Raw genomic sequence first — 26,270 nt, forward strand, 5'->3', positions numbered from 1 at the left:
CGGAGTACTTCTTCGGTGCAGGCATCGCTGGTGTTCCTCCCAGGTTTCGATGTCTCCATCAAACCCGGTGCGGGACACCCTGCCACCCCAGGTGAACGCCTGGGTCGCTAGACTAGGCCCTCGCGCCCTCGTAGCTCAGGGGATAGAGCATCGGTTTCCTAAACCGTGTGTCGCAGGTTCGAATCCTGCCGGGGGCACCTCGAAGATCAGCCAAAGCGCCATCTGAGCAGCGGATACGTCCGTACGTCGATCGATCGACCTGTGCAGCCGGATGCCACCTGAAGCCGCCGTTTGCAGCCGTGTGCGAAACACGTGCAATGACCTCGGACCGCATGAGTGGGGCTGTTCGTGCAGGTCAGTGTCCCCGCCAAGGATGAACGATGGGATGCGCGTCTGCAGTGTCACGAACCCGCACTGACGCGTGCTCAGTGGTTGACCGCATGGGCGGCTGTTTCGCGCTGCTCGACGGCACGACTCGTCGAACCAGATAACGATCTTGTTGGGGTGGCGGCGAGGAAAGCGGCCCGCGGAGCGGAGTGTCGGTCGACCAGTGAACGCACCGCGGCGACGTTGTGCGTCTTGCGGGCGAGCTGGTACGTCCTCCGCGCCCCGGGCAGATCGCCGACGACCGGAAGGAGTGCGCCTGGTGGTGCCCGACGAACTCCTTCCGGCTATCGGCGAGCGGTGGCTCAGTTGAAGGTGTAGCAGTACAGCTGCACGTTGGCGGTGTAGTAGTAGTCGCTGACCTTCGTGCTGCTGCTGTAGGTCGTGCGGCAGTCGAGGTAGGTGTTGAAGCCGCCCATCTGGGCCTTCCACTTGGCGTCGTTCTCTGCCGACCAGATGGCGAGCGAGGCGGAGGATCCCGAGCCGTAACCCGTGTACCAGCCGACTGCGTTGGCTCCAGCGTCGGCGGACGCGGGGGCCGCACCCACCAGCATGGACACCGCGGTCGCGCCGGTGACGGCGGTGGCAGCGAGGATCTTTCGAATCGCGCGCATTGAAGCTCCGTTCTGTTCGAAGGGATGCCCTGAGCCTGCCACGAGAATCAACTACTGTCAATTCAATCGTGCCTGGTGTTGAAAGTTGTTAAATCGTTCGTGGGGCGCGAAAGCGGTTTCGAGGATGTCGTCTGCTGCCCCGGTGCAGGTAGAGGGCTTGAGGCGGCGTTCCGTGCCGCGATCCAGGCGGTAACAACTGCTTTCAGGTCGGTGAGACTGCGCCTGGCAAACCGACGCTGCGTACCTGATATGTGGTTCCAGTTCGGTCCTGGTCCGCCCGTTCGACGGTGCGGAGGAAGCGCACAACTCCTGGTGGAGGCGTATGCGCTGGGTCTGGCCGATGGGCCCACGTCCACCGCGGCAACAGGTCGGTGGTGCTGTGGCAGACGTATTCTATGGTCACTGTCCGTCAAATTGGGGCAATCCCAGAGGGCATGACCACGGGGCGGCGCGGGCCGGTTCGTAACTGGTCGTTCGACCTGGCGCACCATGCTGTTGTTGGCCGCGATCGAGGTGGTTATGGCGACCGGTGCGGGGACGAGTTGCGGAGTCGCGGTCGAGCCGCCCTTGGGCGTTGGACCATTTGCCGCTTGCTCTTGCCCTAATGGCTTGGAGCGCCTTCCGTGGCAGCGCGGGCGAAGGGAATTGGCCATGACGCGACACTGCTCGTCCCGAAAGGGAGGGGCTCGTTTGTCTGGTTGCCATCCTCTGCACTCCGTCGTCGTACCCGAATCGCAGCCCGCGCGGCGCGGGGCGGCGGACGCCGCCGGGTGGGGTGGGCCTTCACGCGGCTGACACCGCCGGGGGCGCCGGCGCGATCGACCGGTACGACCCGTGGAGATAGAGCAGCGGCGCCTTCGCCGGATGCAGTGGGCCGTACGACACCGCCTCCCCGATGACCACCGAGTGGTCGCCCTGGTCGGAGAGGTCGCGTACGCGGCAGTCGAAGTAGGCCAGTCCCTCGCTGAACACGAGGCAGCCGGTGGCCGGCGCCCGGTGCACCCGGACGCCGGCGAACGCGGCCGCGCCGGAGGGCCGCCGGGCGTCGGCGAACCAACGGGCGACGTCCCGTTGGTCCGCCGCCAGCACGGTGACCGCGAAGATGCCGGAGTCGCGGATCTGGGTGAGCAGTCGACTCCGGTGCTTCAGGCAGGTCAGGACCAGGGTGGGGTGCAGCGAGACGGTGGTGAACGAGTTGACCGTCATCGCCAGCGGGATGTCGTCGTACACGCTGCTGACGATGCCGACGCCGGTGGCGAACGCCCCGGCGGTACGGCGGAACTCCACTGCCCGGTCCTGGTTGGTCATGGCGTCAGTCCTGACCCCAGACCAGGCAGAACGGGTGTCCCACCGGGTCGGCGTAGACGCGGAAGCCGTGGTTGCGGCTGCCGCCGCCGCGCAGCCGGGTGGCGCCCAGCCGCAGCACCGCCTCCTCGGCCTCCTGGATGTCGTCCACCTCCACGTCGAGGTGGGCCTGCTGCGGGAAGGCCGGATCCGGCCACTGCGGCGGCTGGTAGTCGGCGACGCTCTGGAGGCAGAGGCGGGGATGCCCGTCCGGGCCCTTCAACGTCACCCAGTACCCGTCGCTGTCGGCCCACTCCAGGCCGGTCAGCTCGACGTAGAACTCCGCCAACTTCTCGGCGTCCGGACAGTCCAGCACCACCGAGTGCAGTCGACCGATCATCCGACCTCTCCCGTCATCGTCGTACGCGCGATGACCGGCGCCCCCGGTCACCGTGTCAGTGAAGGTACTCGCCGAAGGTGGTGAAGTAGTCGATGGCGCGCACGGGTGGCCCGGTCTCGGTGGAGACCTGGAGCAGCACCACCCCGCGGTCGTCGCCGTCGCCCGGTCCGCCGCTGGCGACGACCACACCGCCGTAGTCGGCCTTGACGATCCGGCCGGGCGTGCCGCCGTGCGCCCGGGTCGGCCGGGTGGCGGCCTTGACCCACAGCCGGAACCCCCGGTGCGTCGTCCACGCGTTGACGAACGGGTCCGACTGGCCGCGCACCAGGTCGCAGATGGTGGTGGCGCTGTCCCGCCAGTCGATGCGGGTGTCCTCGACCCCGATCCGGTGGTAGAACGACGCGCCCTCGGGCGGCTGCGGCTCGCCCCGGTGCCCCTCGGCGACCCGCTCCAACGCCTCCAGCGTGACCGGCACGTACTCCGCGAGGAGGCGCTCCAGGATCTGGCCGGCGGTGTCGTGCGGGCCGATCTTCACGCGGGCCTGGGTGATGATCGGGCCGGTGTCCAGCTCCTCCGCCATGTAGTGCACGGTGAGGCCGGTCTCCTCCTCGCCGTTGCGGATGGCCCAGTTGACGGCGCCGAACCCGGCGTACGCGGGCAGCAGCGCGTCGTGCGTGTTGACCGCGCCGCGTTCCGGAATGCGCAGCACCTCCGCCGGCACCCGGGTCCGCCAGTTCGTGGAGACGATGAGCTCCGGTGCGAGGTCGCGCAGCTGCTCGTGCAGGTCGGGCTCGCGAGCGGTGGCCGAGTAGCGCACCGGCAGTCCCAGGTCCGCCGCGGCCAGCTCCACGTCGGGCTCGCCGAGCCCGCTGAACTCGGCCCGGTGGGTGAGCACCAGCAGCACCTCGTGGTGCGGCGCGATGCCCCGCAGCACGGTCGCGCCGAGCTCGCCGTACCCGAAGAAGACGATCCTCACGGCTTCGCCGCCCCGGTGGCCCGCCCGGCCCGGAAGCGGACGGTGTTGACCCGCAGCCAGCCGGAGGAGTCCCGCTGGTCGAACACGTCGTCCGCCTCGAAGGTGGCGAACGCGGTGTCGTAGCGGCTGTGCGGGGAGCGGCGGCCGATCACCTGGACGGTGCCCCGGTGCACCCGCAGGATCGCGTCGCCGGTGACGTCCTGCTGGCTGAAGTCGATGGCGGTCTGCAACATCAGCCGCTCGGGGGCGAACCACAGGCCCCGGTAGACCAGGGCGGTGTACTTCGGCATCAGCTCCTCCTTGAGCTGCGCCACCTCCGGGTCGAGCACCAGCGACTCCACCGCCCGGTGGGCGTGCCAGAGCAGGCTGCCCGACGGGGCCTCGTAGATGTTGCGGGTCTTCATGCCGAAGATCCGATTCTCCACGATGTCGAGCCGGCCGATGCCGTGCCGGCGGCCGATCCCGTCGAGCGTCTCCAGCACGGCGCTGGCCGACAGGGGCGTCCCGTTGACGCCGACCGGGTTGCCGCCCTGGAAGTGGATCTCCACGGTCTCGGGCTCGTCCGGGGTGTCGGGAAGGTCGCGCACCCGGAACAGCAGCCCCTCGGGCGCGGGCTGCGCCGGGTCCTCCAGCGCCTCACCCTCGTACGAGGTGTGCAGCAGGTTGCTGTCGATGGAGTACGGCCGTTCGCCGCTGCTCAGGTCCAGCTCGATGCCGTGCCTGCCGGCGTACGCGAGCAGGTCGCTGCGGGAGGCCAGGTCCCACTCCCGCCACGGGCTGATCACCGTGAGGTCGGGGCGCAGCGCGGCGAACGTCATCTCGAAGCGGATCTGGTCGTTGCCCTTGCCGGTGGCCCCGTGCGCCACGGCGTCGGCGCCGACCTCCTCGGCCACCCGCACCTGCGCGGCGGCGATCAGCGGCCGGCCGATGGAGGACCCCATCAGGTACTGCCCCTCGTAGAGGGCGTTGGCCCGGTACATGGGGAAGGCGTAGTCGCGGGCGAACTCCTCGCGCAGGTCGACCACCCGCACCTCGTCGGCGCCGAGCTTCTCGGCCTTGCGGGCGGCGGTGTCCAGCTCCTCGCCCTGCCCGAGGTCCGCGATGAACGCGGTCAGCCGGCAGCGGTACCGCTCCTTGAGCCAGACCAGGGCCACCGACGTGTCGAGCCCGCCGGAGAAGGCGAGCACGATGTGCTGGGGGGCGATGTTGTTCCGAGTCGACATGATGGTCACACCTCTCCGGCGGGCACGGTCGCCCACAGCTGGTCCATGGTTTCGTGGGTGAAGTCGCGGGTCAGGTCGGACGTCGAGGCGTACCCCATGTTGATGATCTTGCGGCGGCCCTGGCGGACCGGGGCTACCCGGTGCAGCGTGGTGTTGGTCCGCATCAGGTACAGGTCGCCGGGGAACAGCTCCATCGAGTAGATCGGACGGCTGACCAGCGCCCGGTTGATCTCCGGACGCTCCTTGTTCCAGACGGTGTTGGGCACGCACTGGACGAAGCCGCCATGCTCCACCGGCGGGCACTCGACCACCCAGACCAGGGCGAAGGTGAAGTCGTCCCAGTGCCAGCCGTGGGTGTCGCCGTCCTTCTCCAGGCAGGTGATGACGAACTGCTCCGGCTCGTACGGGCAGGGGTGCACCGGCTCGCCGGCCACCTCCGACAGCACCCGCAGGATCGGCTCCGCGGTGTAGATCCCGTTGATGACGGTGCCCAGTTCGGCGATCTCGGCCCGGGTCACGTTGCGCATCCGGCGCGGCGTGTAGTCGGTCTCGGCGAACCGCAGGTCCCGGCGCGTGCCGGCCTTGTCGATCAGCTCGTTGACCTCGTCGGCGACGGCCTTCTTGACGCTGTCGGGGGCGACGAAGGAGACCTTCGCGTGCCCCAGGTAGGAGAAGTCGCGGCGGGCCGTGGCGATGTCGTCCGGCGCCACGTTGCGCTCCACGTGCTCCCGCAGTTCCTGGTACAAGACTCTCGAGTCGAACACGGATCCTCCTTGGTTAACCTCGCGCCGCCGCGACGCGCGCGAAATCGATGACGGCCGCCGCCACCTGCGTCACGGCCGCGGAATGCAACACTCCGAAGTGGTCGGTGCCGATCCGCTGGGACCGGGCCGCCCCGACCCGCGCCGTCCACTGGGCGAGCTGCGCGTCGAGCAGGTCCGCGCCGATCACCAGCCCGGGAGTGTCGACCGGGCCGTCGTGGACGTACTCGGCGCTGGCCCGGACGTGGCGCTCGTAGCTGCGCCACCGGTGCGCCAGCAGCGCCGTGGGCACGGGTTGCTGGACGGCGGCCAGGCTGGCCGCGAGCGCGCCGAGGGCCAGCCGCTCGTCGAAGCCGGCCGGCTCCGGGCCACCCGTCACCCGGGGCCTCGGGGCGTCCGGCTCCAGGTCGAGGGCCCGGTGGATGTTCTCGGTGAAGGTGTCGAAGCGCTGCCGGACCTCGTCGGCCGGCAGCTCGTACCCGACCGGCGGGGCCGAGTCCAGCACGACCAGCGCCGAGCGCCGTCCGACCTGGTCGGCGGCCATCTGGTAGGCGACCTGACCGCCGAAGGACCACCCGCCGAGCAGGTCCGGGACCAGCCCCGCCGCGTCCAGGTCGGCCCGGTACCGCTGGGCCAGCGCCGCTACCGTCGGCAGCTCCGCGCTGTCGCGGGAGGCGGTCACCCGCCAGTGCTCCGGCAGCTCCGCCAGCAGGTCCTGGTAGTCCTGCGGGCTGCCCCCGGCGCCGTGCACGAGGTGCAGGTGCGGCCCCGGGCCCGCCCGCAACTCCACAAGCGTCGACTCCGCCGCCACCGGCTGCGACCCGTTGCCCAGCAGGTCGGCCAACCGGCGGGGGGTCGGCTCGCCCAGCCACCGCACGACGTCCACCGCCGGCCGCCCGTCGGCCGTCAGCGCGTCCACGAGGCGCAGGGCGCTCAGCGAGTTGCCGCCGGCGGCGAAGAAGTCGACGTCCGCGTCGGCCGGCGGACCGCCGAGCACGTCGGTCCAGGCGGCGACGACGTACTGCCAGTCCGCCGACTCGGGCAGCGGGCCGGTCGCCCGGTCGCGGTCCACTGTGGCCGGGGCCGCGCGGCCGGCCCGGGCGCGGGTGGCGACGTCGAACGAGCCGACCGTACGCTGCGGCTCGGCGCCGCCGTCGGCCAGCACCTCGTCCAGGTCGTGCAGCAGGGCCAGCACGCTGCTCTCCCGGTAGCGCCCGGTGTGGTACTCGATCTCGGCGAGGTAGCCGCCGTCGGCCTCCCAGACGGACATCGCCAGGTCGGCCCGGGCGGCCCGGTTCGGGCTGGGCAGCAGCGTCGCCGGGACCGGGCCGAGCCGCAGGTCGGTGCCGATCGGGCCGAGGTAGCTCAGCAGCAGCGGCGCGGGATCGCCCAGCGCGCTCCGGGTCGCCTCGGGCAGCGCCCCGAACACCACCGGGTACGGCACCGCCTGGTGGGTCAGCATCTGCCACATCCCGTCCCGGGCGGAACCCACCACCCCCGCGACGGTGTCCGCCCCGTCGACCGTGGCCCGGGCCACGCAGAGGTTGGCGGTGTACCCGAGCAGCGCCTGGTCGCGGGCGGTCATCCGGTTCGCGGTCACCACGCCCACCGCCACGTCCGGCCCGGCGCCGGCCCGGGCGAGCACGATCTGCGCCGCGCCGAGGATGACCGCGAACGGGGTGGCGAAGGTGGCCTTCGCCAGGGCGGCGATCCCGGCGCCCGCCTCGGCGCTGAAGCCGTAGCACAGGATCGCGCCGGGTGCGCCGCTGGCCACCTCGCCCGGCAGGTCGGGTTCCAGGACGGCGGAGGCGGCACCCGTGAGCGCGTTGCGCCAGTACGCCAGGCTCTTGTCCCAGCGGCCGTCCGTGCGGGCCGCGGCCTGCTCCCGCGCGTACGTGCTGAACGGCACCGGGTCGGCCGGGAAGCTGACGGCACGTCCCTCCCGCGTGGCCGCGTACGCCTCGGACAGCTCGCCGACGAGCAGCTGGACCGCCCAGCCGTCCAGCACCACGTGGTGCACGGTCAGCAGCACCTCGTGCCGGTCGCCGACCCGGACCAGGGTGATCCGGGCCAGTGGCGCCGCCTCCGGTTCCATCGGCCCGGCGTGCACCTCCTCGGCGACGAGCCGCAGCAGGGTGCCCGGGTCGGCCGGCCCCGGGTCGTCCACCTCCACCCGGTGCAGGCCCACGACGATCCGGGGCGCCACCACCAGCGTGACGGCGTCCGCCTGCCGGACGACCGAGGTCCGCAACGCCTCGTGCCGGTCGACCATCGCCTGCCAGGCGACGGCCAGCGCCGCCTCGTCGAGCGGCTCATCGACCGCGAGCCGCCAGGTGAGGTGGTAGACGGACCGGTTCCGGGCCCGCTGGTGCACCCACCACAGGGCCTCCTGCATGCCGGTGGCCGGGACCGGGCCCGGGACCGCCCCGGCGTGCTGCTCAGCCACGGGTGGCGAGCAGCTCGGAGGTCAACCGCTTGCGGTCGACCTTGTCCACCTCGGTCAGCGGGATCTCCGCCCGGTGGTGGAACGCCCGTGGCCGCATGTACGGGGGCAGGTGTCCCACCAGGTGGGTGAGGTCGTCGTCGGCCAGCGCCGCGCCGGTGTAGACGGCGTGCAGGTCCAGCTCCCCGTCGGCGCCGGCCACGGTGAGCACCACGGCCTCCACCACGTCCGCGTGGGCGCGCAGCGCGGCCTCGATCTCGGCCAGCTCGACGCGGTTGCCGCGCACCTTCACCTGGTGGTCGATGCGGCCCTGGTGCACCAGCTCGCCGAACTCGCGACGGACCCGGTCGCCGGTGCGGTACCAGTGCTCGGCGGTCAACGGCCCGGTGCCGTCGTAGAGCCGGGCCCGGTCGCCGTCGAAGGAGACGAACCGGCCCGCGTTCTCCGTCGGGTCCAGGTAGCCGGGGAAGCGCTGCTCACCGCGGACGCACAGCTCGCCGTCGTCGCACGGGCGCAGGTCCTCGTCGAGCAGCACGTAGTCGAGGTGCGGGTAGATGTCCCCGATCGGCACCGACCGGTTCGACGACTCGATCCGGGCGGCCGGGTCGGCGGGCACCTCGTACGCGGTGACGATGACCGTGGTCTCGGTGGGGCCGTAACAGTTGATCACGGCGGTGTTCGGCGCGGCGGCCGTCCAGTCGTTGACCTGCTCGATGGTCAGCGGCTCCCCGCCGAAGGAACTCAGCCGCAGCGTCGGCATGCTCTCCGGCGCCAGCGCCCGCAAGCGCTTGGCGAACGAGATCAGCGACGGCACGGACAGCCAGTGCGTGAGCCGCTTCGTGTTGATGAAGCGCACCGGCGTCAGCACGTCGCCGCGCTGCGCCACGCACAGGGTGGCCCCGGTGCCCCACGCGCCGAACATCGCCAGGATCGAGCCGTCGAAGCACATCTCGAAGGTCTGCGAGACCCGCGACTCGGGCCGGAACCGGTACCGCTTGGTCACCTCGGTCAGGAAGGAGTCGACGTTGGCGTGGGTCGCCGGCACGCCCTTGGGCTTCCCGGTGGTGCCGCTGGTGAAGATGATGTACGCGAAGTCGTCGCGGCCCCGCTCCACCTCCGGCGGGATCTCCGCCGCGTCGCCCGGGGCGAGGAACCGGCGCCAGCCCTCACCGGTCAGGTCGAGGACCGTGACGGTGGTCTGCGCGCGGAACTCGGCCAGCCCGTCGCCGGAGGTGTCGTCGACCATGACGAGGTCGAGCCCCGCCTCGTCGGAGATGGCGAGGTTCCGGGCCGCCGGATTGGCGGGGTTGAGCGGCACCACCGTCGCACCCAGCCGCAGGGCGGCCAGGTAGGCGATGTAGCCGACGAGGCTGCGGGAGGTGAGCAGCCCGACCCGTCGGGGTGGCCGTCCCGGCGCGCGCTGCATGGCGGCCGACAACCGCTCGGCCGCGGCCCGCAACTCGGCGTAGGTCAGTGCGTCCGAGGCGACCTCGATCGCCACGTTGTCCGGGTACTGCCGGGCTGACGTACGGAACCAGTCGTAGAGGGTACGGGTCTGCATCGCACATCCTTCACAAGGTCTGCCGGTGCGGGCGTTCCGCCGCCGGCGCTGGGGTGGTCGACCGGTCTCGTTCCAGGTGCCGCAGGTGGTCGAAGGTGGTCCGCACCAGCGCGGACCGGGGGCGTCCCCGACGGGCCGACTCCACCGCGAAGCGCAGCGCCCGGGGCAGGTCCGCCCAGGCCCGCACCGCCTCGTCGTCGCCGAGGTGGCGGTACCGGAACGTCCGGTGCTGCGCGACGGCCCACAGGTCGTCCAGGTGCGCCCCGGCGGCCTCCGGGTGCGCGACGACGTGGTCGCGGAGGAACTCCAGGGCCGCGTCCTCGTCCAGCAGCCAGTCGCCGGGCAGCTCCGGCTCGTCCCCGGGGGCGCCGGTACGGACCAGCCACTGCGGGTGCCCGCCGGCCGGCGGGGGCAGCCAGAAGCCGAAGGCCAGCGCGTTGCGCCGCTCCTGCTCCGGGCGCCACGCCGGCGGCGGGGTCATCGCGGCGAGCAGCCCGGCGGTGCCGAGCCAGCCGGCGTACGGCTCCTGTTCGCCGGCGGGCAGCAGCCCGCTGAACCCGTCGACCACGTGCCAGTCGTCGCCGCGCCGGTCGTCGACCAGCAGCCAGTGCGGCGCGTGGGCGGTGCCGCCGGCCGAGGGGGACCAGGGCAGCGCCGCGTTGTCGGTGACCACCAGCACCCGGCCGTGGCGCCGCAGCTCCGCGTCGACGGACTCGACGACGCCGTCGACCGGGGCGGTGGCCCACGCCAGCCGGGTGCCGTCCGGCAGCCGGTCGAGCGGCACCCGGTGGTGGGAGAAGGCGAGCTGCCCCTCCGGCAGGTCCGTGCGCACCGCGACGCGTACCGAGTCGGCGAACCGGTCGGGGGTGTCGGCGAACTCGCCGGCCCGGTAGCCGGCCAGGTTGGCGGTGTAGCAGCTCAGCCCGGCGAAGCGGGGGTCCGGGGCGGTCATCGCGTACCCACCAGGTGCGCCACGCTCGCCGGCACCCGGCTGTGCCCGCGCAGGCTCACCCACCGCAGGTCGGCCCAGTGGCCCGTCCGCCGTCCCGCCGGCACTGGAATGGCCCAGGGGCGGCCGGCGAGGCCCGCGCCGGTCGCCTTCACGCACGCCTCCTGCACCGTCCAGATCCAGGCGAACTCGCGGTCCCGGGCCGGTGCGGGCAGCCGGTCCAGGGCGGCGCGGACCGCCGGGGCGCAGCAGCGGCGCAGCAGGGCCGGCGGCGCGGGCACGGGCACCTGGACGTCGACGCCGACGGGCACGCCCCGGCCGATCGCGGCGGCCACCGTCCCGGCGTCGTGGGACAGGCTGACGCTGATCCCCGGCCACTCGGGCAGGTGGGGCTGGCCGCCGTCGCGGGCGGCGATCGGCGTGGCGCCGGCCGCCCGGCCCAGCTCGGTGGCGAGCAGCAGGCGCAGCAGCGCCCGCGCGGCCAGCCGTTCGGCGCGCGGGCCGGCGGGGAGGTCACCGACGGTCGCCAGGTCCGCCGGGGCCGGCGGAAGGTGGGCGAGCAGCCGCTGCTCGGCCACGGCCACCCGCACCCGGGCGCCCAGCCGCAGCCGGACGATGCCCCGGTGGCGGCCCGTCGGGTCCCGGCGCGGCCGTGCCCGGCAGGCCAGCGCCGTCCGCTGCCGGGCCGTCACCACGGCCGGTCCCGCAGCAGGTCCGGCACGTGCTCGGCGATCCCGGCGAGCATCGCGCCGGTGGCGCCGCCGGCCGTGGCGAACATGCCGGCGGCGGCCCGCAGCTGCGCCAGCCCGCCCTCGGCGTACGCCTCCGCGCCGAGCAGGGCGGCGCACTCGCCGAGCACCACGTCCAGGCCCTGCGCCACCGAGGTCTTCAGCAGCATGCTGGTCACCAGGGGCTCGGTGCTTCTCCGGTGGGCGTCGCAGGCCGCCTCGATCCGCCACGCCTCCACCACGCACCGGGCGAACCGCTCCCGGATCGCCGCGTTGTCCCAGGCCCGGCCGTCGCCGAGGGGACGCTCGACGAGCCGGCGGTGGGTGTCGGCGAGCACCCGCCGGCACATCGCGGCGGCCCACACGCCGCCCGCGAAGCGTTCCGTGGCGATGTGCCGGGCGAAGCTGACCATGCCCCGGCCGGGCCGGCCGACCAGGTACGACCGGTCCAGGCACACCTGGTCGAAGTGCAGGTCGCCCAGGCCGGCGCCGGTCAGCGGGGTGCCCCGGGTCGCGGACACCCGCACGCCGGGGGCGTCGGTGGGCACCAGCACCCACACGAAGCTGGTGAAGTGCCGCTGCGGGCGGTGCCGGGCCAGCACGAGCGCGTGGCCGGCGGTGCGGGCGTTGGTGATCCACCGCTTCCCGCCGTCGAGCACCAGCGACCGGTCGTCGAGGCGTACCGTCGTGCCCAGCTCCATCAGGTCGGAGCCGGCGCCGTCGCGGTCCGTCGCGGCCAGCGCGAGCGTCGCGCGACCGGCGACCGCGTCGAGGTACGCGGCCCGCACCGGCCCGTCCGCCGGCTCCGCGTCGACCTGTTCGCGCAGGACGGGCAGCGCGCTGGCGACCTGGACGCAGACCGACAGCACCACCCCGACCGGGCAGTACGCGTCGAGGGTGCCGAGCAGCCCCGGCAGCTCGGCCGGCCCGAGGTCACGCAGCAGGCCGTGCTCGCCGAGCGCCCGCCAGACGGCCCGGGCGTCGGCGGGGGTGGCCAGCCCGCGCAGCGCCGCCTCGACACGCGCGGCCACGTCGGCGCCGGGCGCCTCCGAGCCGGGTGCCGTGGTGGCCGCCGCAGGTGCCGTCCGCAGCTCAGGCAAGGTGCACCTGCCGGTCGCGCAGCGTCAGCGCCCCGTTGACCAGCAGCAGCCGGTCGTTGGCGTAGTTCAGCGAGGCCGACCGGAGGTCCCGGAAGACGCGCTCCAGGTACAGCGGCGACGACCTGAGGTAGCCGTGCCGCAGGCCCACCAGCTCCACCATCTCGTCGGCGGCGGCGAAGCACTGCTCGGCGGCGTGCACCTTCAGGGAGTTGACCAGCAGCTGCGTCGACGGGTCGGCCACGTCGGGGCTGCCCTCCACTGCGGCGACGGTGTGCCGCAGCAGGGCGTTGACCAGGTCGAGCCGCCCCCGGACCCGGGCCAGCCGGGTCAGCAGCAGCTCAGAGGAGGGATCGAACTGGCCCCGGCCGGCGTCGCGGATGTGGTGCAGGATCCGCGACAGCGCACCGGTCGCCGCGCCGAGCCACGCCGCCGACCAGCCGATGTGCGCCAGCGGGCCGAAGGTGGGGGCGACGATCTCGCGGAACTTCCCGGGAGCGCCGATCACCTGGTCGGCCGGCACCCGCCCGGTCAGGCGCATCGGCACGCTCTGGGTGGCCCGCATCCCGAGCGGCTGCCAACCGCCGCGCACCTCCAGCGTGAGCTGGTCGCGGCGGGCGTACACCAGGGAGACCTGGCTCGGCGAGGTGGCGTCCGGTGCCAGCGTGGTGATGAGGTACGCGTCCGCGTGCTGGCCGCCCGTCACGATCGGGGCGTCCCGGTCGATCGTCAACGTCCCGGCGTCCTGCCGGACCGTCGACTCCGAGCTGAGCAGGTGCCCGCCCTTGCCGCGTTCGGTGGTGACCGAGGCGAGGTAGACGTCGCCCTTGCCGAGCTCCGGCAGGAGCCGCGCGGCGAGGGGCCCGTCGGCGTGCCGGACCACCGCCACCACCTGCTGGCAGTGCATCGCGAAGATCAACGCGACGGACATGTCCACCCGGGCCAGCCGCAGCGTCACGTCGACGAGGTCGCCGAGCCCGCCGCCCCCGCCGCCGTGCTCCGCCGGCACCAGCAGGCCGAGCAGCCCGGTCGCCCGCATCGCGTCCAGCGCCGCGACGGGGAACTCCGCCGACTCGTCGGCCTGCTCCGCGTGCGCGGCGGCGGCGGCCAGCACCTGCTCCAGCGCGCCCTCGTGGCGGGTCGCGGTGCTCACGCCGCCCGCCCCCGCAGCGACTCGATGGTGTTCCACAGGCTGCCCGCGGTGGCGAAGGTGCTGTCGGTCAGCAGCTCGTCGGGCATGGACACGCCGTAGGTGTCCTCGATGGTGAACAGCAGCTCGATCGCGCGCATCGAGTCCAGGCCCAGCTCGTTGAGCGAGGCCTCGGCGGTGATGGGCTGCGTTCCCGCGTACTTGAGGAACGGCTTGAGCAGGTCCGGAAAAGCGGCGTCCATTGTCAGATCAACCCCTGTCGCTGCCGATGACGGTGTGCCGGGTGAGCTCCAGCCGGGTCACGCCGGTGATCCGGCCCCCGGCGACGGTGACCTCGACCGGCATGGGATGCGCGAGGAAGGCCACCAGGCTGGCGTAGAGGCCGTACGCGCCCACGTTGGGCACGGCGACCAGCTGGCCCGGGACCAGTGGCGGGAGGGCTGCGGCGCGGGCCCACGTGTCCAGCGGCGTGCACAGCGGACCGGTGACGATGGTCCCGGGCACCGGCGCGCCGGCCGTCGCGTCCACGGTTACCAGGTCCGGCACGATCGGGGGCAGCCGGCGCAGCCCGGACATCCCGCCGAGGTGGTGGATGCCCGACTCCAGCACGACCACGGTGGCGCCCTGCGACCGCTTCACGTCGAGGACCCGGGTGACCAGCGTGCCGCAGGTGCCGACCAGGTACCGGCCGGACTCGAAAGCCACCCCCGGCCCGCGCTCCGGCCAGCCCGGGAAGGCGTCGCCCAGCAACGCCGTCAGCCGGTCCGCCAGCTTCGGCAGGTCCGGCCGGTCGCCGGCCCGCGCGAAGGGCGCCCCGAAGCCGCCGCCCAGGTCGATCAGTTCCGGCTGCGTCCCGGTCGCCGCCGCCAGCCGCCGTACGGTGTCGACGGACTGGGTGAACTGGGCGAGCAGGGCGTCCTCGCCGTCGACGTTGCTGCCCATGTAGAGGTGGAACCCGACCGGGGACACGTTCCGGCGCGGCCCGAACAGCTCGGGCCGGTCCAGCACCCAGCGCACGTCCGCGCCGAACTGCGAGGCGACGCCGGTCATGGTGAGCCCCTGCCCGGGGGCCGGGGTGTCGTCGTTGATCCGCACCAGCGCGCGTACCTCGACGCCGTGCTCGCGGGCCACCCGGTCGAGCTGGTCCAGCCCGTACGGCGAGTCGACGGAGAAGAGCCCGACGCCGGCCCGTACGGCCTCGACCAGGTCGACGTCCCGCTTGCCGGGGCCGGTGTAGAGGATCTCGGCCGGGTCGCAGCCGGCCGCCAGCGCGACGCGCAGCTCGCCGGGGGAACAGACCTCCGCCCGGCACCCCGCGGCGGTGAGGTCGGCGACCACCGTCGGGTGCGGGTTGGCCTTGAGCGAGTAGAACAGCTCGGCGGGCCCGGGCAGGGCGGCCCGCAGCGCGGCGTACGAGCGGGCCAGCTCGTCGGTGTCGTAGAGGTACGCCGGGGTCTGCGGCGCGTCCGGCCGGTCGAAGAGTTCCGCGAGTTCAGACACGGGCGCGCTCCGACCACATCCGGTACAGCTCCGCCCGGTCGACCTTGCCGTTGCGGGTCAGTGGGATCTCCGGCACGACCAGGCAGGTCCGGGGCGTCTTGATCTCGTCGAGTTCGGTGCGCAGCGCGGCGAGCACCTCCGGCGCGGTCAGCTCGGTCACCGCGAACAGGGTGGCCGAGTCACCGCCGTCCTCGGCGCGGGGCGGCAGCACGGCGGCGGCCTGCACCTGCGGTATCCGGTACGCCGCCGCCTCCACCTCGGTGACGCTGACGCGGATGCCGCGTTCCTTGTAGATGTCGTCGCGCCGGCCGACGAAGTAGAGGTAGCCGTCGGCGTCGAGCCAGCCGTGGTCGCCCGTGCGCAGCTGGGGGAAGAGCCCCTCGGCGCGGGGGAAGCGCTGCGCGGTGAGCTCCGGGCGACGCCAGTAGCCGGCCATCACGTGCGGGCCCCGGACCACGATCTCGCCGACGGTGCCGGGCGGCACCGCCGCGCCGTCCGCGTCCACGATCAGGATCTCGGTGCCCGGCAGGGCCCGCCCGGAGGCGCCGGGCCGGCGCAGGTCCTCGTCCACCGGCATGATCGCGGCCCGCTTGCACTCGGTGAGCCCGAACATCAGCTGTACGCGCAGCGTGGGGATCCGGGCGCGCAGGTCGCGCATGACCTCGGGCGGCATCGCCGCGCCGGTGTTGGTGAGCAGGCGCAACGCCGGCACGGCCGTGCCCGGGCGGGACAGCATCCGGGCCAGGCCCCGGGCGAGGGCGGGCACCGCGGGCAGCACGGTCGCACCGCTGTTCACCAGGTGCCGGGGCAGCGTCGGGCCGGTGTCGGCGGGGGAGGCCAGGTGCAGCCGGGCGCCGGCCAGCGTGCTGAGGAAGATCTGGTACATGCCGTAGTCGAAGGAGAGCGGCAGGGCGCACCACACGACGTCGTCGGCGCGGTAGCCGAGCTGGGCGGCGATGGCCCCGGCGGCGAAGACCACCTGCGCGTGGGTGGACACCACGGCCTTCGGCATGCCGGTGCTGCCGGAGGTGTAGATGAGGCAGACCGGGTCGACGGCCAGCGGGGCCGCCGCCGGCTCGGCGTCGGGGCCGTCGCGCACGATCCGGCGCAGCTCCGCCGTGCCGACGGCCGGCACCCCGTGCTCGGCGGCCACGGCGAGCGCCCGGGGGTTGTCGGTGACGAGCAGCGCCGGTTCGGCGTCGGTCAGCACGTGCGCCAGGGCGATCGCGGGGGACTGGTCGTTGACCACGCTGAACACGGCGCCCGCCCGGGAGCAGGCGTACAGCAGGGCGGGCAGCAGTGGGTCGGTGGGCAGGCAGACCACCACCCGTTCGCCCCGGCGGACACCCCGTCCGGCCAGCCAGCCGGCGAGCCGCCGACTGGCGGCGTCCAGCTCGCCGTAGCTCTGGACCAGGTCGCCGTGGGCGATCGCCGGCGCGTCCGGCCGGGCGGCCGCGGTGCGGTCCAGCAGCTCGTGCAGCAGCCCGCTCACCGGCCTGACACCCCCTGCGTCGCGGGCCGGGCCCGCTCGAACACGGCGCCCAGCGAGTCGAGGTCGTGCAGGGCCGGGCCGGTGAGGTCGTCCGGGTCCAGCTCCACCCCCAGCCGGGTCTCCGCCCGCTCGATCACCTCGACCAGCCGGAACGAGTTGAAGCCCGACAGCGTCCGCAGTGGACGCCCGTCGACCGGCACCTCAGGGCCGACGCCGAGGACGCCACGCACCTCGTCGGCCAGCACCTCGCGGATCCGGCCCGGGTCGGCGGTCGACCCGCCCCGCGGTGGTGGCACCGGCCCGGCGTCGGCTAGCCGCCCGGCGAGCGCCACGTCGTCGCGCAGCAGGCCGGCGAGCTGGTCGAGGACGGGGGCGGGGAAGACGCCGCCCCGGCGGACCCGGCGCATCGCCACGTAGCTCTGCCCGGCGAGCGCGAGCCAGGCGTCGGCGCGGGCGGCGGCCTCCCGTGCCGCGTCGGCGGCGTCCGGGTCGCCGGCCAGCCAGGCGGCGTGCAGGGCCCGGGACCGGCCGAGCAGCCACACGTCGAGGACCAGTTGGGCCGCCGCCTCCGCCTCGCCCGCCCGCCGCTGGACCGCCGCCAGGTAGTCCTCGATCCGGTCGGCCTCGGCGCGCAACGCGGCGGCGTTGTCCCGCAGGACCGCCGCCCGGTCGAGCACCGGGGCGCCGTCGGCGACGACGGTCATCGCGGTCGCGCGGGGCACCGCCGCGTCGAAGTCGGCGGCCGACATCCGCCACGTCCCCGGTCGCGCGTCACCCCACTGGGTGGAGTTGTGGTAGCCGTCGACCACGACGTAGTGCTCACCGGCGTCGACCAGCAGGAAGCTGTGCTCCATGTGCTGGTTTCCGGCGTACGGCAGCCAGCTCATGGTGAACGTGTCGGCGACCACGTAGAGCGGCGAGTGCTCCGCCACCAGCTCGCGCAGCCGCGCGCCCGGCACGTCGTCCCAGCGTCGGGCGACCCGCAGGCCGAGCAGGTCGGCCGCCTCGGCCAGCCGCTGGTCCACCGACGCGGTCACCGCCGGCGTCCCGGCCGGCCCCTCGGCGGTGTGGAAGCGCAGGGTGGCCCCGAGCGCCAGGTGCGCGCTGGGCCCGTAGGCCCGGTCGGCCAGCGCGGCCAGGTTCACCTGGACGCAGTCCAGCAGGTCGGCGCGGAGACCGGTCAGCACCGGCGTCCACTCCCGGCTGCGCGTCGGCACCGCAGGCACAGCGACCATGTCACGCCCTTCAGATCTCGTGGACCGCGCGGAGCGACGCCGTCGCCGCCCGCAACGCGTCCGCGTCGGCCGGCCGGTCCTCGGGCAGACCGGCGAGGAGCTTGTCGTACGCGGCCAGGTCGAGCAGGCCGTGCCCGCTGACGCAGACCAGCACCCCGTGCCGCGCCGGATGCCCGGACTCGCGCCCGGTCGCGACCCGGGCGGCGGCGGCCAGCGCGTGACCCGACTCCGGCGCGGGCAGCACGAGCTCGGTCAGGGCGAACGTGCGGCCGGCGGTCAGCGCCTCCCGCTGGCCCACCGCCAGCGCCGAGATCTGCTCCCGGTGCCGCATGGCGGAGATCAGCTTCGCCGCGCCGTGGAAGCGCAGCCCGGCCGAGTGCGACGCGGGGATCGCGTACCCGCTGCCGATCGTGTACATCGGCTCCATCGGGCCGGTGCCGGTGGAGTCGGTGTGGTCGTAGGCGTACACCCCACGGGTCAGCTTCGGGGTGGCGCTGGACTCGACCGCGATCAGGTCGGCGGGCACCTCCAGCTCGCCGGCCCGCCAGGCGGCGAAGAACGGCAGGGCCAGCCCGCCGAAGTTGCTGCCGGCGCCCACGCAGCCGATCACCGCGTCCACGGTGGCGTCGACGGCGGCGAGCTGGTCGATCGCCTCCAGGCCGATCACCGACTGGTGCAGGATGCTGTACGTCTCGCCGCTGCCGATGCAGAACGCCCGCTTGGGATCCGCCCGGGCGTACTCGACGGCCTCGCCGATGGCCAGCGCGAGGCTGTTGCCCTGCCCCGGCTGCTCGGCGGCGGCGCGTCCCACCCCGGTCAGCGGGCTGGGACTGGCGTGCAGCTCCGCGCCGTAGAGCCGCATCAGGCTGCCCCGGTACGGCTTGTCGCGCAGGCTCCCGCCGACCATGAAGACGGTGCAGGCCATGCCGAACGCGGCGCAGGCGGCGGCGAGGGCGCTGCCCCACTGCCCGGCGCCGGTGCCGGTGACCAGCTCCCGGAAGCCCGCCCGGTGGTAGTAGTGGGCCTGCGCCAGCGCGGTGTTGAACTTGTGGCTGCCGGAGATGTTCCCGCCCTCGTACTTGACGTAGATCGGGACGGTGGCCCCGATCTCGGCCTCGAAGCGGCGGGCCCGCCACAGGGGCGCCGGCCGGTAGGCCCGGTAGCGCTCGGCCACCGGCTCCGGGATCGGCCAGAACTCCCGGGCCGACACGCTCTGCCGGATCAGCTCCAGGGGCAGGGTGGCGGTCACCGGGCCGTCGGTGTTCTCCGGTGTCACGTCCGCGGGCAGTTCGTAGCCGAGGTGCGGCAGGACGCTGCGCCAGGCCCGGGGCGTCTCGGTCACGACTCCTCCTTCACCACGTCGGCGACGACGTCGACCAGGTCCGCGACGGTCGTGAAGACCCGCCCGGCGAAGATGTCGTCCGGCAGCGTCACGTCCAGCTCGTCCTCCAGCCGGACGAGCATGCCGAGGAAACCGAGCGAGTTGACCCGCAGCAGGTCGCCGTTGAGGGGCTCGTGGTCGTCGACCGTGCCGGGGTCGACCGCGAGCCGGGACTCGCGTACGACCAGCCGTTTCACCGCCTCGTTGATCAGGGACCGGTCCGTCATGCCGCCTCCGTCCCGTCGCCGCGCAGCCTGCCCCCGGCGTCGACGACCCAGCTCCAGGTCAGCAGGGCGGACAGGTCGACGGGCCCGCGTACGTGCAGCCGTCCCGTGCTGATGGACAGCTCCGGTCCCAGCGCCATCGTCGGGCCGTCGTGCAGGCGCAGGGAGCCGTTGACCACCAGCGCGGCGGCGTCCACCCTGGCCAGGAACCCGTCCACGACCGTCGGGTCGGTGGCCACCACGCCCTCGGTGTGCCGGGAACCGAAGCGGCGGATGTGGGCCGCCGCCTCGTCGAGGCCGGCGACGGGCCGGATGCCGACCGCGCGTTCCAGGAACTCGCGGCCGTCGTCGGCGGCGGTCAGCTCGGCCACCGGCGCCCCGGCGGGCACGGCGGCGGCCAGCCGGGAGTCGACCCGCAGCAGCCACGGCTCGGCCAGCCCGGCGCCCGCCCGGAGCAGGGCCCGGGTCAGCTCCTCGGCCACGTCGGCGTGGGCCAGCACCAGTTCGAGCGTGTTGCACGCGGTGGGCTCGCCCAGCTTGCTGTCGAGCGCGATCCGGGCGGCCAGTTCCAGGTCGGCGCTGCGGTCGACGTAGAGGTGGTTGACCCCGCCGCCGCTGGCGATGACCGGGATGGTGGAGCTGGTCTGGCAGTAGTCGATCAGCGTCGGGCTGCCCCGGGGGATCAGCACGTCGACCGCGTCGTGCCGCTTCAGCAGGGCCCGCACCAGCCGGCGGTCGGGGTCGGTGACGATCCGTACGGTGCCGGCGGGCAGCCCCGCGTCCGCCAGCGCCTGCCCGACGACGACGGCGAGGGCCCGGTTGGTGGCCGCGATCTCCGACCCGCCGCGCAGGACGGCCACGTTGCCGACCGCCACCGGGAGCAGGGCGCCCTCCACCGTCACCGTCGGTCGCGCCTCGAAGATCATCAGAACCACGCCGAGCGGCTTGGGCAGCCGGCGTACGGTCGCGCCGTTGCCGGCCTGGTGCCCGGCGCTCGGTGCGGTCACCGCCGGCAGCGCCGCACGGGTCCGCGCGATCAGGTCGACCAGCGCGTCGAGGTGGCGCTTGCCGAGCGCCAGGCGGTCCACCAGCTCGGGGCCGAGGCCCGCCTCGGTGCCCCGGGCCACGTCGGTGGCGTTCGCCGCCAGGACGTCGGCCCAGCCGGCGGCGAGCCGGTCGGCGAGCGCCGCGCAGTACCGGTCGTAGCGCCCGTCGCCGGGCGGGGGCAGCTCGGCCCGGGCCCGCGTCGCGCCGTCCAGGATCTCGTCCACATCGGTCACCACATGAACTGCCCACCGTCCACGATCAGCTTCTGCCCGGTCAGGTATCCACTCGCCGGCCCGACGAGGAACTCCAGGGCGTCGGCGATCTCCTCGGTGGTGCCGATGCGGCCCCGGGGGATCTCCGCGACCACCGCCGCCCGGGCGGCCGGGTCGTCCAGCCGGAACCGGGTCACCAGTTCGTCGGTCTCGGTCATGCCCGGGATCAGGCAGTTGACCCTGATCCGGGGCGCCAGCTCCAGCGCCAGGCACTTGGTGAGCTGGAGCAGGCCGGCCTTGCTGGCGCAGTAGTTCACGCCGTTGCGGCGGGGGCGGATGCCGGTGGTGGCCCCCACGTTGACGATCACGCCGTCGCGCCCGGCCGCCAGCATCGCGGGCGCGAACGCCCGGGTCAGGTGGAAGACGCCGGAGAGGTTGGTGTCCAGCACCCGCCGCCAGTCCTCGGTCGACATCTCCAGGAACGGCCGGTCGATGTTGATGCCCGCGTTGTTGACCAGCACGGTCGGCGGGCCGTGCTCCGCGAGGACCGTCTCCACGGCGGCGCCGACCGCGGCGGCGTCGCCGACGTCGAGCCGGACCGGGTGGAACGCGGCGCCGAGCTCGGCCGCCGCCGACGCCGCCGCGACGGCGTCACCCCGGTACGGCGCGACCACCCGGTGCCCCAGCTTCACCAACCGGCGGCTGAAGGTGAGCCCGATGCCCCGGGTGCCGCCGCTGACGACCGCCAGCGGGCTCATCGCAGCACCGCGCCGGAGGCCCGGCCGATGAACGGCGTCACCTCGTCGACGAGCTGCGGCAGGCGCTCGGGGTCGAAGACGTCGAAGTGCCCGGCGTCGAGCCGCCCGGCGCTCAGCTCCGGCGCCAGTTCCCGCCACCGGGCCTCGGCCTCGGCGCGGAACCCGAACTCCTCGTCGGTGCACATCAGCATCAGCACCCGGCCGGCGTACGACCGTTCGGCCCGGTAGTCGGCGAGGGCGGCGACCTGCGTGTCGAAGACCCGCCGGACCCGCTCGACGGTCGCCGGGGCGGGGCGCGGCCCGAGCATCCCGACGACGGTCTCGCGGACCCGGGCGTCCTCCTCGGCCGTGGCGCGGCGCGGCAGCGGCGTCGCGTCCACCAGCACCAGATCGGGCAGGTGCCCCCGCTCGGCCAGCCGGACGCACAGCTCCCAGGCGACCGAGCCGCCGAGGGACCAGCCGAGGACGGCCGCCGGGACCGTGCCGTCCGCGTCCAGCGCCTGCGCCGCCGCGTCGGCCATCTCGGCGATGCTGAGTTCCGGCTCCTCGTCGGGCAGCAGGCCGGCCGCGCGTACCGCCGCGACGTTGTGGGTCTCGCCGATGGCTGCGGCGAGCCGCAGGTAGGGGTGCAGCCCGCCGCCGGCGCCCGGCAGCAGTACGCACGCCGGTCGGGCGCCCCGCCGCAGCAGGGGGACCAGCCGGCCGGGCAGCCTGGTCGTCACGGCGTCACCGCCGAGTCGCCGCCGCGTCCCGAGCGGACGAGCCCCGCCAGGGTGGCCACGGTGGGCGCGGCGAAGAAGTCGACCAGCGGCACCGCCACCCCGTAGCGCTCCTGCACCTCGGCGAGGGTGGTGAAGATGTTCAGCGAGTGGGCGCCGTACTCGATGAGCGGGCGGTCCGGCCGGATGCCCTCGACGTCGAGCACCCCGCCCCAGAGCCCGGCCAGCTCCCGCTCCAGATCGTCGGCGTACGCGACCTCGGCGGTGTCGGCGCTCTGCTGCTCGACCAGCAGCTCGTCGGCGAGCCGCAGCAGGGCGTCGCGGTCGGTCTTGCCGGTCGGCGTGGTCGGGACCCGGTCGACGGGGAAGATCCACAGGGGACGCATGTAGACCGGCAGCGCCGTGGTCAGCCGTTGACGGACCTGTTCCGGATCGACGGTCGAGTCCGGGTCGGGGCGGACGAACAGCCCGAGTTCCCGGTCGGCCCCGGAGCCCCGGACCACCGCCACCGACTGTCGGACGCCGTCGACCTGGTTCGCGACCGCCTCGATCTCGCCCAGCTCGATCCGGTACCCCCGGATCTTGACCTGGGTGTCCATCCGGCCCAGGAAGACCAGGTCGCCCCGGTCGTCGCGGATTACGAGGTCCCCGGTGCGGTACATGGTCGCGTCGGGCGCGCCGGAGAACCGGTCGGGCACGAACCTCTCGGCCGTGATCTCCGGGTCGTTGATGTAGCCGTCGGCGGGGCAGTCCCCGCCCAGGAGCAGCTCGCCGGCGACGCCGGGCGGGGCGAGGTGGCCGGTGGCGTCGACCACGTACGCGCTCACCCGTGGGTACGGCTGGCCGATCGGCACGTGGGTCGGCCACACCGCGTCCCGGTACGACAGCCGGTGCGAGGTGACCGCGTGGGTCTCGGTGGGGCCGTACAGGTTGACCAGGGTGCAGTGCGGGTGGGCGAGGAAGAAGTCGCGGATCTCGTCGTCGACGATGAGCTGCTCGCCGGAGACGCACAGGTAGCGCAGCGCGGGCAACCGGGTGCCCCGGCTCGCGGCGGTCTGCACCAGGGGGCGCAGCGCCGCGACCGGCAGGTAGACGTGGGTCACCTCGGTCCTGGCGATCCGGCTGAGGACGGCGGTGAACATCCGCCGGTCGGCCGGCTCGCGGGAGACCACCGTCCCGCCCGCCGCCAGGGTCGGCAGGATCTCCTGGAAGGAGACGTCGAAGCCGAGCGGGGCGTACTGGAGAAAGCGGGTCTCGGCGTCCATGCCGAGGGCCGCGATCTGCCAGCTCGTGAGGTTGGCCAGGGGCCGGTGTCCCATCTGGACGCCCTTGGGCTGCCCGGTGGAGCCCGACGTGTACATCACGTAGATCGGGGCGTCGGGATCGGCCAGCGGGTCGGGCACCGGCTCCGTCGTGGCGGCCAGGTCCGCCACCGCGACCGTGGGCACGTCGGGCACCAGGGCCTCGCCGACGACGAACTCGCAGCCGGCCCGCCGGACCATGTACTCCAGCCGCTCGGCGGGCAGGCCCGGATCCAGGGGGAGGTACGCCGCGCCCCGGCGGAGGATGGCCAGGATGGCGGTCACCGTGTCGCAGAGCGTCGTCGCGGCGAGGCCCACCACGGCCCGGGGGCCGACGCCGTGCGCGGCGAGCCCGGCGCTGATCCGCTCGGCCTCGGCCAGCAGCTGGCGATAGTCGAGCCGGCGGGTCGGGTCCTCGATCGCGGGGGCGTCGGGCCGCTGCCGGGCCGCCGCCGTCACCCAGTCCCACGGCGTGTCGCCGGTCAGCGGGCTGGTCCAGCCGTCGGAGCGGACGCTGGCCGTGGCGGAGGCGTCGGCGAAGAGGTCACCGAGCCGTTGCGAGCCGTCCCGGACCGCCCCGCGTACGGCGTCGCGCAGCGAGGTGAGCAGCCCGTCGGCGACGACCGGTGCGACGAGCTGCCGGTCGTACTCGAGTTCGAGCAGCCAGCGGCCGTCGACGGGGGTGGCGCCCAGCCAGAGGTCGAACTTGGCGGTGCCGTTGCCGGGCTCCAGGACCCGCAGCACGGCCCCGCCCGGTTCGGGCGTGAAGGTGTCCTGCATGGCGAGCATCGCCGAGAACAGCGGGTTGCGGTTGCTGGACCGGTCGGGCCGTACGTCGGCGACGAGCCGGTTGAAGGTGACGTCGACGTTCGCGCGGCAGAAGTCGATGGACTCCCGGACCACCTTGCCGAGATGCTCGTCGACGGTGCGGCTCCACTCCACGTCGACGGTGACCGGCAACGTGTTGACGAAGAAGCCGCCGAGGTCGAAGGCGCCGATCGTGCGGCGGGCCATGAACGGACTGCCGACCAGGACGCTGGACACGTTGCCGTGCCGGGCCAGCACGGTGCCGTAGATGCCGGAGAAGAAGACGAAGGGGGAGATCTCCAGCCGCCGGCAGGTCTCCGACAGCGCGGCCGTCTCGGCCTGGCTGAGGTACCAGCTGACCCGGTCGCCGGTGAACTCCGTCTGCGCGGCGCGGCCGGGCAGGGGGGCCAGCACCAGGGGCGGGACCTCCCGCAACCGGGCCGCCCACTCCCGGGACCGGTCGACGACGCGGTCGGAGGTGGCGGTGCGGTTCTGCGCCGCCAGCTCCTTGACGAAGGCCTTCTCGCGGGCGGCGCGCCGCTGCTCGACCTCCACCCCGGCGAGGCGGCCGGACAGCGCCTCCTGGAGGTCCCGCACCAGGGGCCCCATCGACACGCCGTCGAGGATGATGTGGTGGTCGCAGAGGAGGACGGCCACCCGGGGCTCGTCGACGCAGCGGACGACGGCGAAGCGGTACGCGGGGCCGTTGGCCAGGTCGAACTCGGGTCGGCCGATCCGCCGCTGCGCCGCGCCGACGGCCTCCTCGAAGTCGCGCAGCCGGGCCGTGACCCGTTCGAGCGGGAAGTCCTCCGGACCCGGCGGCGGGGTGAGCCGCGCGTGCATCTCCGGGAGCAGCCCGAAGACCTGGCGCATCGCCGGCTGGACGGCGACCACCGTGGTCAGCGCGCGCTCGATCGTCTCGTCGGGGATCGACGGGTCGATGTCGAAGCGGACGAGCTGGTTGTAGACGGCGCGGCCGGGCGAGCGTTCGTTGACGACCAGCAGCCCCTTCTGCGATTCGGTGATCGGCAGTCGCACCGGCCCGGTGTCCGTCGCGGGTTCCGTCCCGGCTGTCGTGGTCACCGTGTGCCCCCGGTCTCGGCGCCCACGGCGCTCAGCTCGCGTAGCCACTGCTTGAGGTCACCGACGGTGCGAAGGTCCACCAGGCGGGTGGCGTCGATCTCCGCGTCGTCGTCCTCGGCCAGCTCGACGGCGAGCCGCAGCAGGGACAGCGATTCGAGGCCGGCCTCCAGCAGGGGGGTCGAGTCGTCGAAGGCCACCGACGCGTACTTCGCGATCGTCGTGTCGAGGTCAGCTGGAGTCGTCATCCCTGCTTCCCGTTCACCTTGAGGTCGGCCGCGCCGCAATGATCGGAAACCGGGCGAGGAGCCGGGCCGCCGATCGAGGTGGGGGTCGACAGAATTTGCGCTTGGAAGTTCTACGGGTCCGAGCATCCCGGCGCCGATGTTCTCTCGATGTTCCCGGGATGGAATGTCGTTGGTCGCTGATTCGGGCGGCACCCCGGAGCCCGTTCGGCTTCCGGGCGGGGTGGCGTAAAAGGGGCGCTGGCCAGTGGCGGAGGCGGGGAGGCGGTGCCCGGCGAGGCGGCAATGCCGCCGTAATCGCCCCAGATCCGGCACGGGGCGACAGAAACCCCCGTACGTATTATTCGGGTCCCGGACGGGCTGTCGTCGCCGCCGCCGGAAGGGGCGCCGACCCACTGACGTGAGGATGGACACGTTCCCCCGGATGACCTATGGTGCAACCAGCGCAACGCAGAGTATTCCCATAAGGCGCGAAAGGGACTTTCCGCGATTGTTGGAGCCGCCTGTCGATACCCGTACGAGCACCCTGTCAACGCGCGGACCCCGATGACCTGCGACTCCGTTCAGCCCCGGCGACCGGTTCGATCGGAATTGCCGGCGATGGCCGGGGCGGAAGTGCAGGATCGGTCCCCGACCCGCCCGGCATTGTGTGTCAGCTAATTGACAAGCGCGGTCGGGTAAATGGTCCCTTATCGTTTG

The 26,270-nt window shown here is 73.6% G+C and carries 23 protein-coding genes and 1 tRNA gene; 1 reads left to right on the forward strand and 23 read right to left on the reverse strand.

Annotated elements, in window-relative coordinates:
* The first annotated feature begins 124 nt into the window (after positions 1-124).
* A tRNA-Arg gene (locus ACPXCB_RS18755) sits at positions 125-197 on the forward strand.
* A gap of 492 nt (positions 198-689) precedes the next feature.
* Here ACPXCB_RS18755 and ACPXCB_RS18760 read toward each other — a convergent pair.
* The 23 genes from ACPXCB_RS18760 to ACPXCB_RS18870 all read right to left on the reverse strand — a co-directional run bounded on the left by ACPXCB_RS18760 (position 690) and on the right by ACPXCB_RS18870 (position 25,574).
* Entirely contained in the window at positions 690-998 is a 309-nt protein-coding gene (locus ACPXCB_RS18760) for a hypothetical protein (protein ID WP_425876941.1), read from the reverse strand.
* Between the two features lie 783 nt (positions 999-1,781).
* Entirely contained in the window at positions 1,782-2,306 is a 525-nt protein-coding gene (locus tag ACPXCB_RS18765) for a flavin reductase family protein (RefSeq protein WP_425876942.1), read from the reverse strand.
* A gap of 4 nt (positions 2,307-2,310) precedes the next feature.
* Positions 2,311-2,682, reverse strand: coding sequence for a VOC family protein (locus ACPXCB_RS18770; RefSeq protein ID WP_425876943.1), 372 nt, complete (start codon positions 2,680-2,682; stop codon positions 2,311-2,313).
* A gap of 55 nt (positions 2,683-2,737) precedes the next feature.
* Positions 2,738-3,658, reverse strand: coding sequence for a methionyl-tRNA formyltransferase (locus ACPXCB_RS18775; protein ID WP_425876944.1), 921 nt, complete (start codon positions 3,656-3,658; stop codon positions 2,738-2,740).
* The gene (locus tag ACPXCB_RS18780; RefSeq protein WP_282313095.1) at positions 3,655-4,881 is read right to left on the reverse strand and encodes an argininosuccinate synthase; all 1,227 of its coding nucleotides are present in this window, start codon (positions 4,879-4,881) and stop codon (positions 3,655-3,657) included. Before ACPXCB_RS18780 ends, ACPXCB_RS18775 begins: the two co-directional genes overlap by 4 nt.
* A 5-nt stretch (positions 4,882-4,886) precedes the next feature.
* Positions 4,887-5,645 (reverse strand): HalD/BesD family halogenase, encoded by a 759-nt coding sequence (locus ACPXCB_RS18785; protein ID WP_425876945.1) that lies wholly within the window; start codon positions 5,643-5,645, stop codon positions 4,887-4,889.
* A 13-nt stretch (positions 5,646-5,658) separates the two neighbouring features.
* On the reverse strand, positions 5,659-8,088 hold the full coding sequence (locus ACPXCB_RS18790; protein ID WP_425876946.1) for a condensation domain-containing protein: 2,430 nt from the start codon (positions 8,086-8,088) through the stop codon (positions 5,659-5,661).
* Positions 8,081-9,646, reverse strand: a complete 1,566-nt coding sequence (locus tag ACPXCB_RS18795; RefSeq protein WP_425876947.1) for an amino acid adenylation domain-containing protein — start codon at positions 9,644-9,646, stop codon at positions 8,081-8,083. Before ACPXCB_RS18795 ends, ACPXCB_RS18790 begins: the two co-directional genes overlap by 8 nt.
* A gap of 10 nt (positions 9,647-9,656) precedes the next feature.
* Positions 9,657-10,598 carry a hypothetical protein gene (locus ACPXCB_RS18800; protein ID WP_425876948.1) on the reverse strand — a complete coding sequence of 314 codons (942 nt, stop codon included), beginning with the start codon at positions 10,596-10,598 and terminating at the stop codon, positions 9,657-9,659.
* Positions 10,595-11,290, reverse strand: a complete 696-nt coding sequence (locus ACPXCB_RS18805; RefSeq protein WP_425876949.1) for a 4'-phosphopantetheinyl transferase family protein — start codon at positions 11,288-11,290, stop codon at positions 10,595-10,597. The genes ACPXCB_RS18800 and ACPXCB_RS18805 overlap by 4 nt, the downstream gene beginning before the upstream one ends.
* The gene (locus ACPXCB_RS18810; RefSeq protein ID WP_425876950.1) at positions 11,284-12,423 is read right to left on the reverse strand and encodes an acyl-CoA dehydrogenase family protein; all 1,140 of its coding nucleotides are present in this window, start codon (positions 12,421-12,423) and stop codon (positions 11,284-11,286) included. Before ACPXCB_RS18810 ends, ACPXCB_RS18805 begins: the two co-directional genes overlap by 7 nt.
* The gene (locus ACPXCB_RS18815; protein ID WP_425876951.1) at positions 12,416-13,573 is read right to left on the reverse strand and encodes an acyl-CoA dehydrogenase family protein; all 1,158 of its coding nucleotides are present in this window, start codon (positions 13,571-13,573) and stop codon (positions 12,416-12,418) included. The genes ACPXCB_RS18810 and ACPXCB_RS18815 overlap by 8 nt, the downstream gene beginning before the upstream one ends.
* Positions 13,570-13,812 (reverse strand): phosphopantetheine-binding protein, encoded by a 243-nt coding sequence (locus ACPXCB_RS18820; protein WP_089002193.1) that lies wholly within the window; start codon positions 13,810-13,812, stop codon positions 13,570-13,572. The genes ACPXCB_RS18815 and ACPXCB_RS18820 overlap by 4 nt, the downstream gene beginning before the upstream one ends.
* 7 nt (positions 13,813-13,819) lie before the next feature.
* Positions 13,820-15,070, reverse strand: a complete 1,251-nt coding sequence (locus ACPXCB_RS18825; protein ID WP_425876952.1) for a type III PLP-dependent enzyme — start codon at positions 15,068-15,070, stop codon at positions 13,820-13,822.
* Entirely contained in the window at positions 15,063-16,562 is a 1,500-nt protein-coding gene (locus ACPXCB_RS18830) for a class I adenylate-forming enzyme family protein (protein WP_425876953.1), read from the reverse strand. Before ACPXCB_RS18830 ends, ACPXCB_RS18825 begins: the two co-directional genes overlap by 8 nt.
* A complete protein-coding gene (locus ACPXCB_RS18835; RefSeq protein ID WP_425876954.1) occupies positions 16,559-17,797 on the reverse strand; it encodes an acyl carrier protein in 1,239 nt (412 codons plus the stop codon). The genes ACPXCB_RS18830 and ACPXCB_RS18835 overlap by 4 nt, the downstream gene beginning before the upstream one ends.
* 10 nt (positions 17,798-17,807) lie before the next feature.
* Positions 17,808-19,139, reverse strand: coding sequence for a TrpB-like pyridoxal phosphate-dependent enzyme (locus tag ACPXCB_RS18840; protein ID WP_425876955.1), 1,332 nt, complete (start codon positions 19,137-19,139; stop codon positions 17,808-17,810).
* A complete protein-coding gene (locus ACPXCB_RS18845; RefSeq protein ID WP_151453759.1) occupies positions 19,136-19,405 on the reverse strand; it encodes an acyl carrier protein in 270 nt (89 codons plus the stop codon). The genes ACPXCB_RS18840 and ACPXCB_RS18845 overlap by 4 nt, the downstream gene beginning before the upstream one ends.
* Complete coding sequence (locus ACPXCB_RS18850) at positions 19,402-20,682, reverse strand: glutamate-5-semialdehyde dehydrogenase (protein WP_425876956.1); 1,281 nt, start codon at positions 20,680-20,682, stop codon at positions 19,402-19,404. Before ACPXCB_RS18850 ends, ACPXCB_RS18845 begins: the two co-directional genes overlap by 4 nt.
* Positions 20,679-21,419: an SDR family NAD(P)-dependent oxidoreductase gene (locus ACPXCB_RS18855; protein ID WP_425876957.1), complete on the reverse strand. Its 741-nt coding sequence runs from the start codon at positions 21,417-21,419 to the stop codon at positions 20,679-20,681. The genes ACPXCB_RS18850 and ACPXCB_RS18855 overlap by 4 nt, the downstream gene beginning before the upstream one ends.
* Positions 21,416-22,141 (reverse strand): alpha/beta fold hydrolase, encoded by a 726-nt coding sequence (locus ACPXCB_RS18860; RefSeq protein WP_425876958.1) that lies wholly within the window; start codon positions 22,139-22,141, stop codon positions 21,416-21,418. Before ACPXCB_RS18860 ends, ACPXCB_RS18855 begins: the two co-directional genes overlap by 4 nt.
* Entirely contained in the window at positions 22,138-25,329 is a 3,192-nt protein-coding gene (locus tag ACPXCB_RS18865; protein ID WP_425876959.1) for a non-ribosomal peptide synthetase, read from the reverse strand. Before ACPXCB_RS18865 ends, ACPXCB_RS18860 begins: the two co-directional genes overlap by 4 nt.
* On the reverse strand, positions 25,326-25,574 hold the full coding sequence (locus ACPXCB_RS18870; RefSeq protein WP_425876960.1) for an acyl carrier protein: 249 nt from the start codon (positions 25,572-25,574) through the stop codon (positions 25,326-25,328). The genes ACPXCB_RS18865 and ACPXCB_RS18870 overlap by 4 nt, the downstream gene beginning before the upstream one ends.
* Positions 25,575-26,270 lie beyond the last annotated feature (696 nt).

The sequence above is a fragment of the Micromonospora sp. DT62 genome (assembly GCF_049847285.1).
Taxonomy (GTDB): Bacteria; Actinomycetota; Actinomycetes; order Mycobacteriales; family Micromonosporaceae; genus Micromonospora; species Micromonospora reichwaldensis.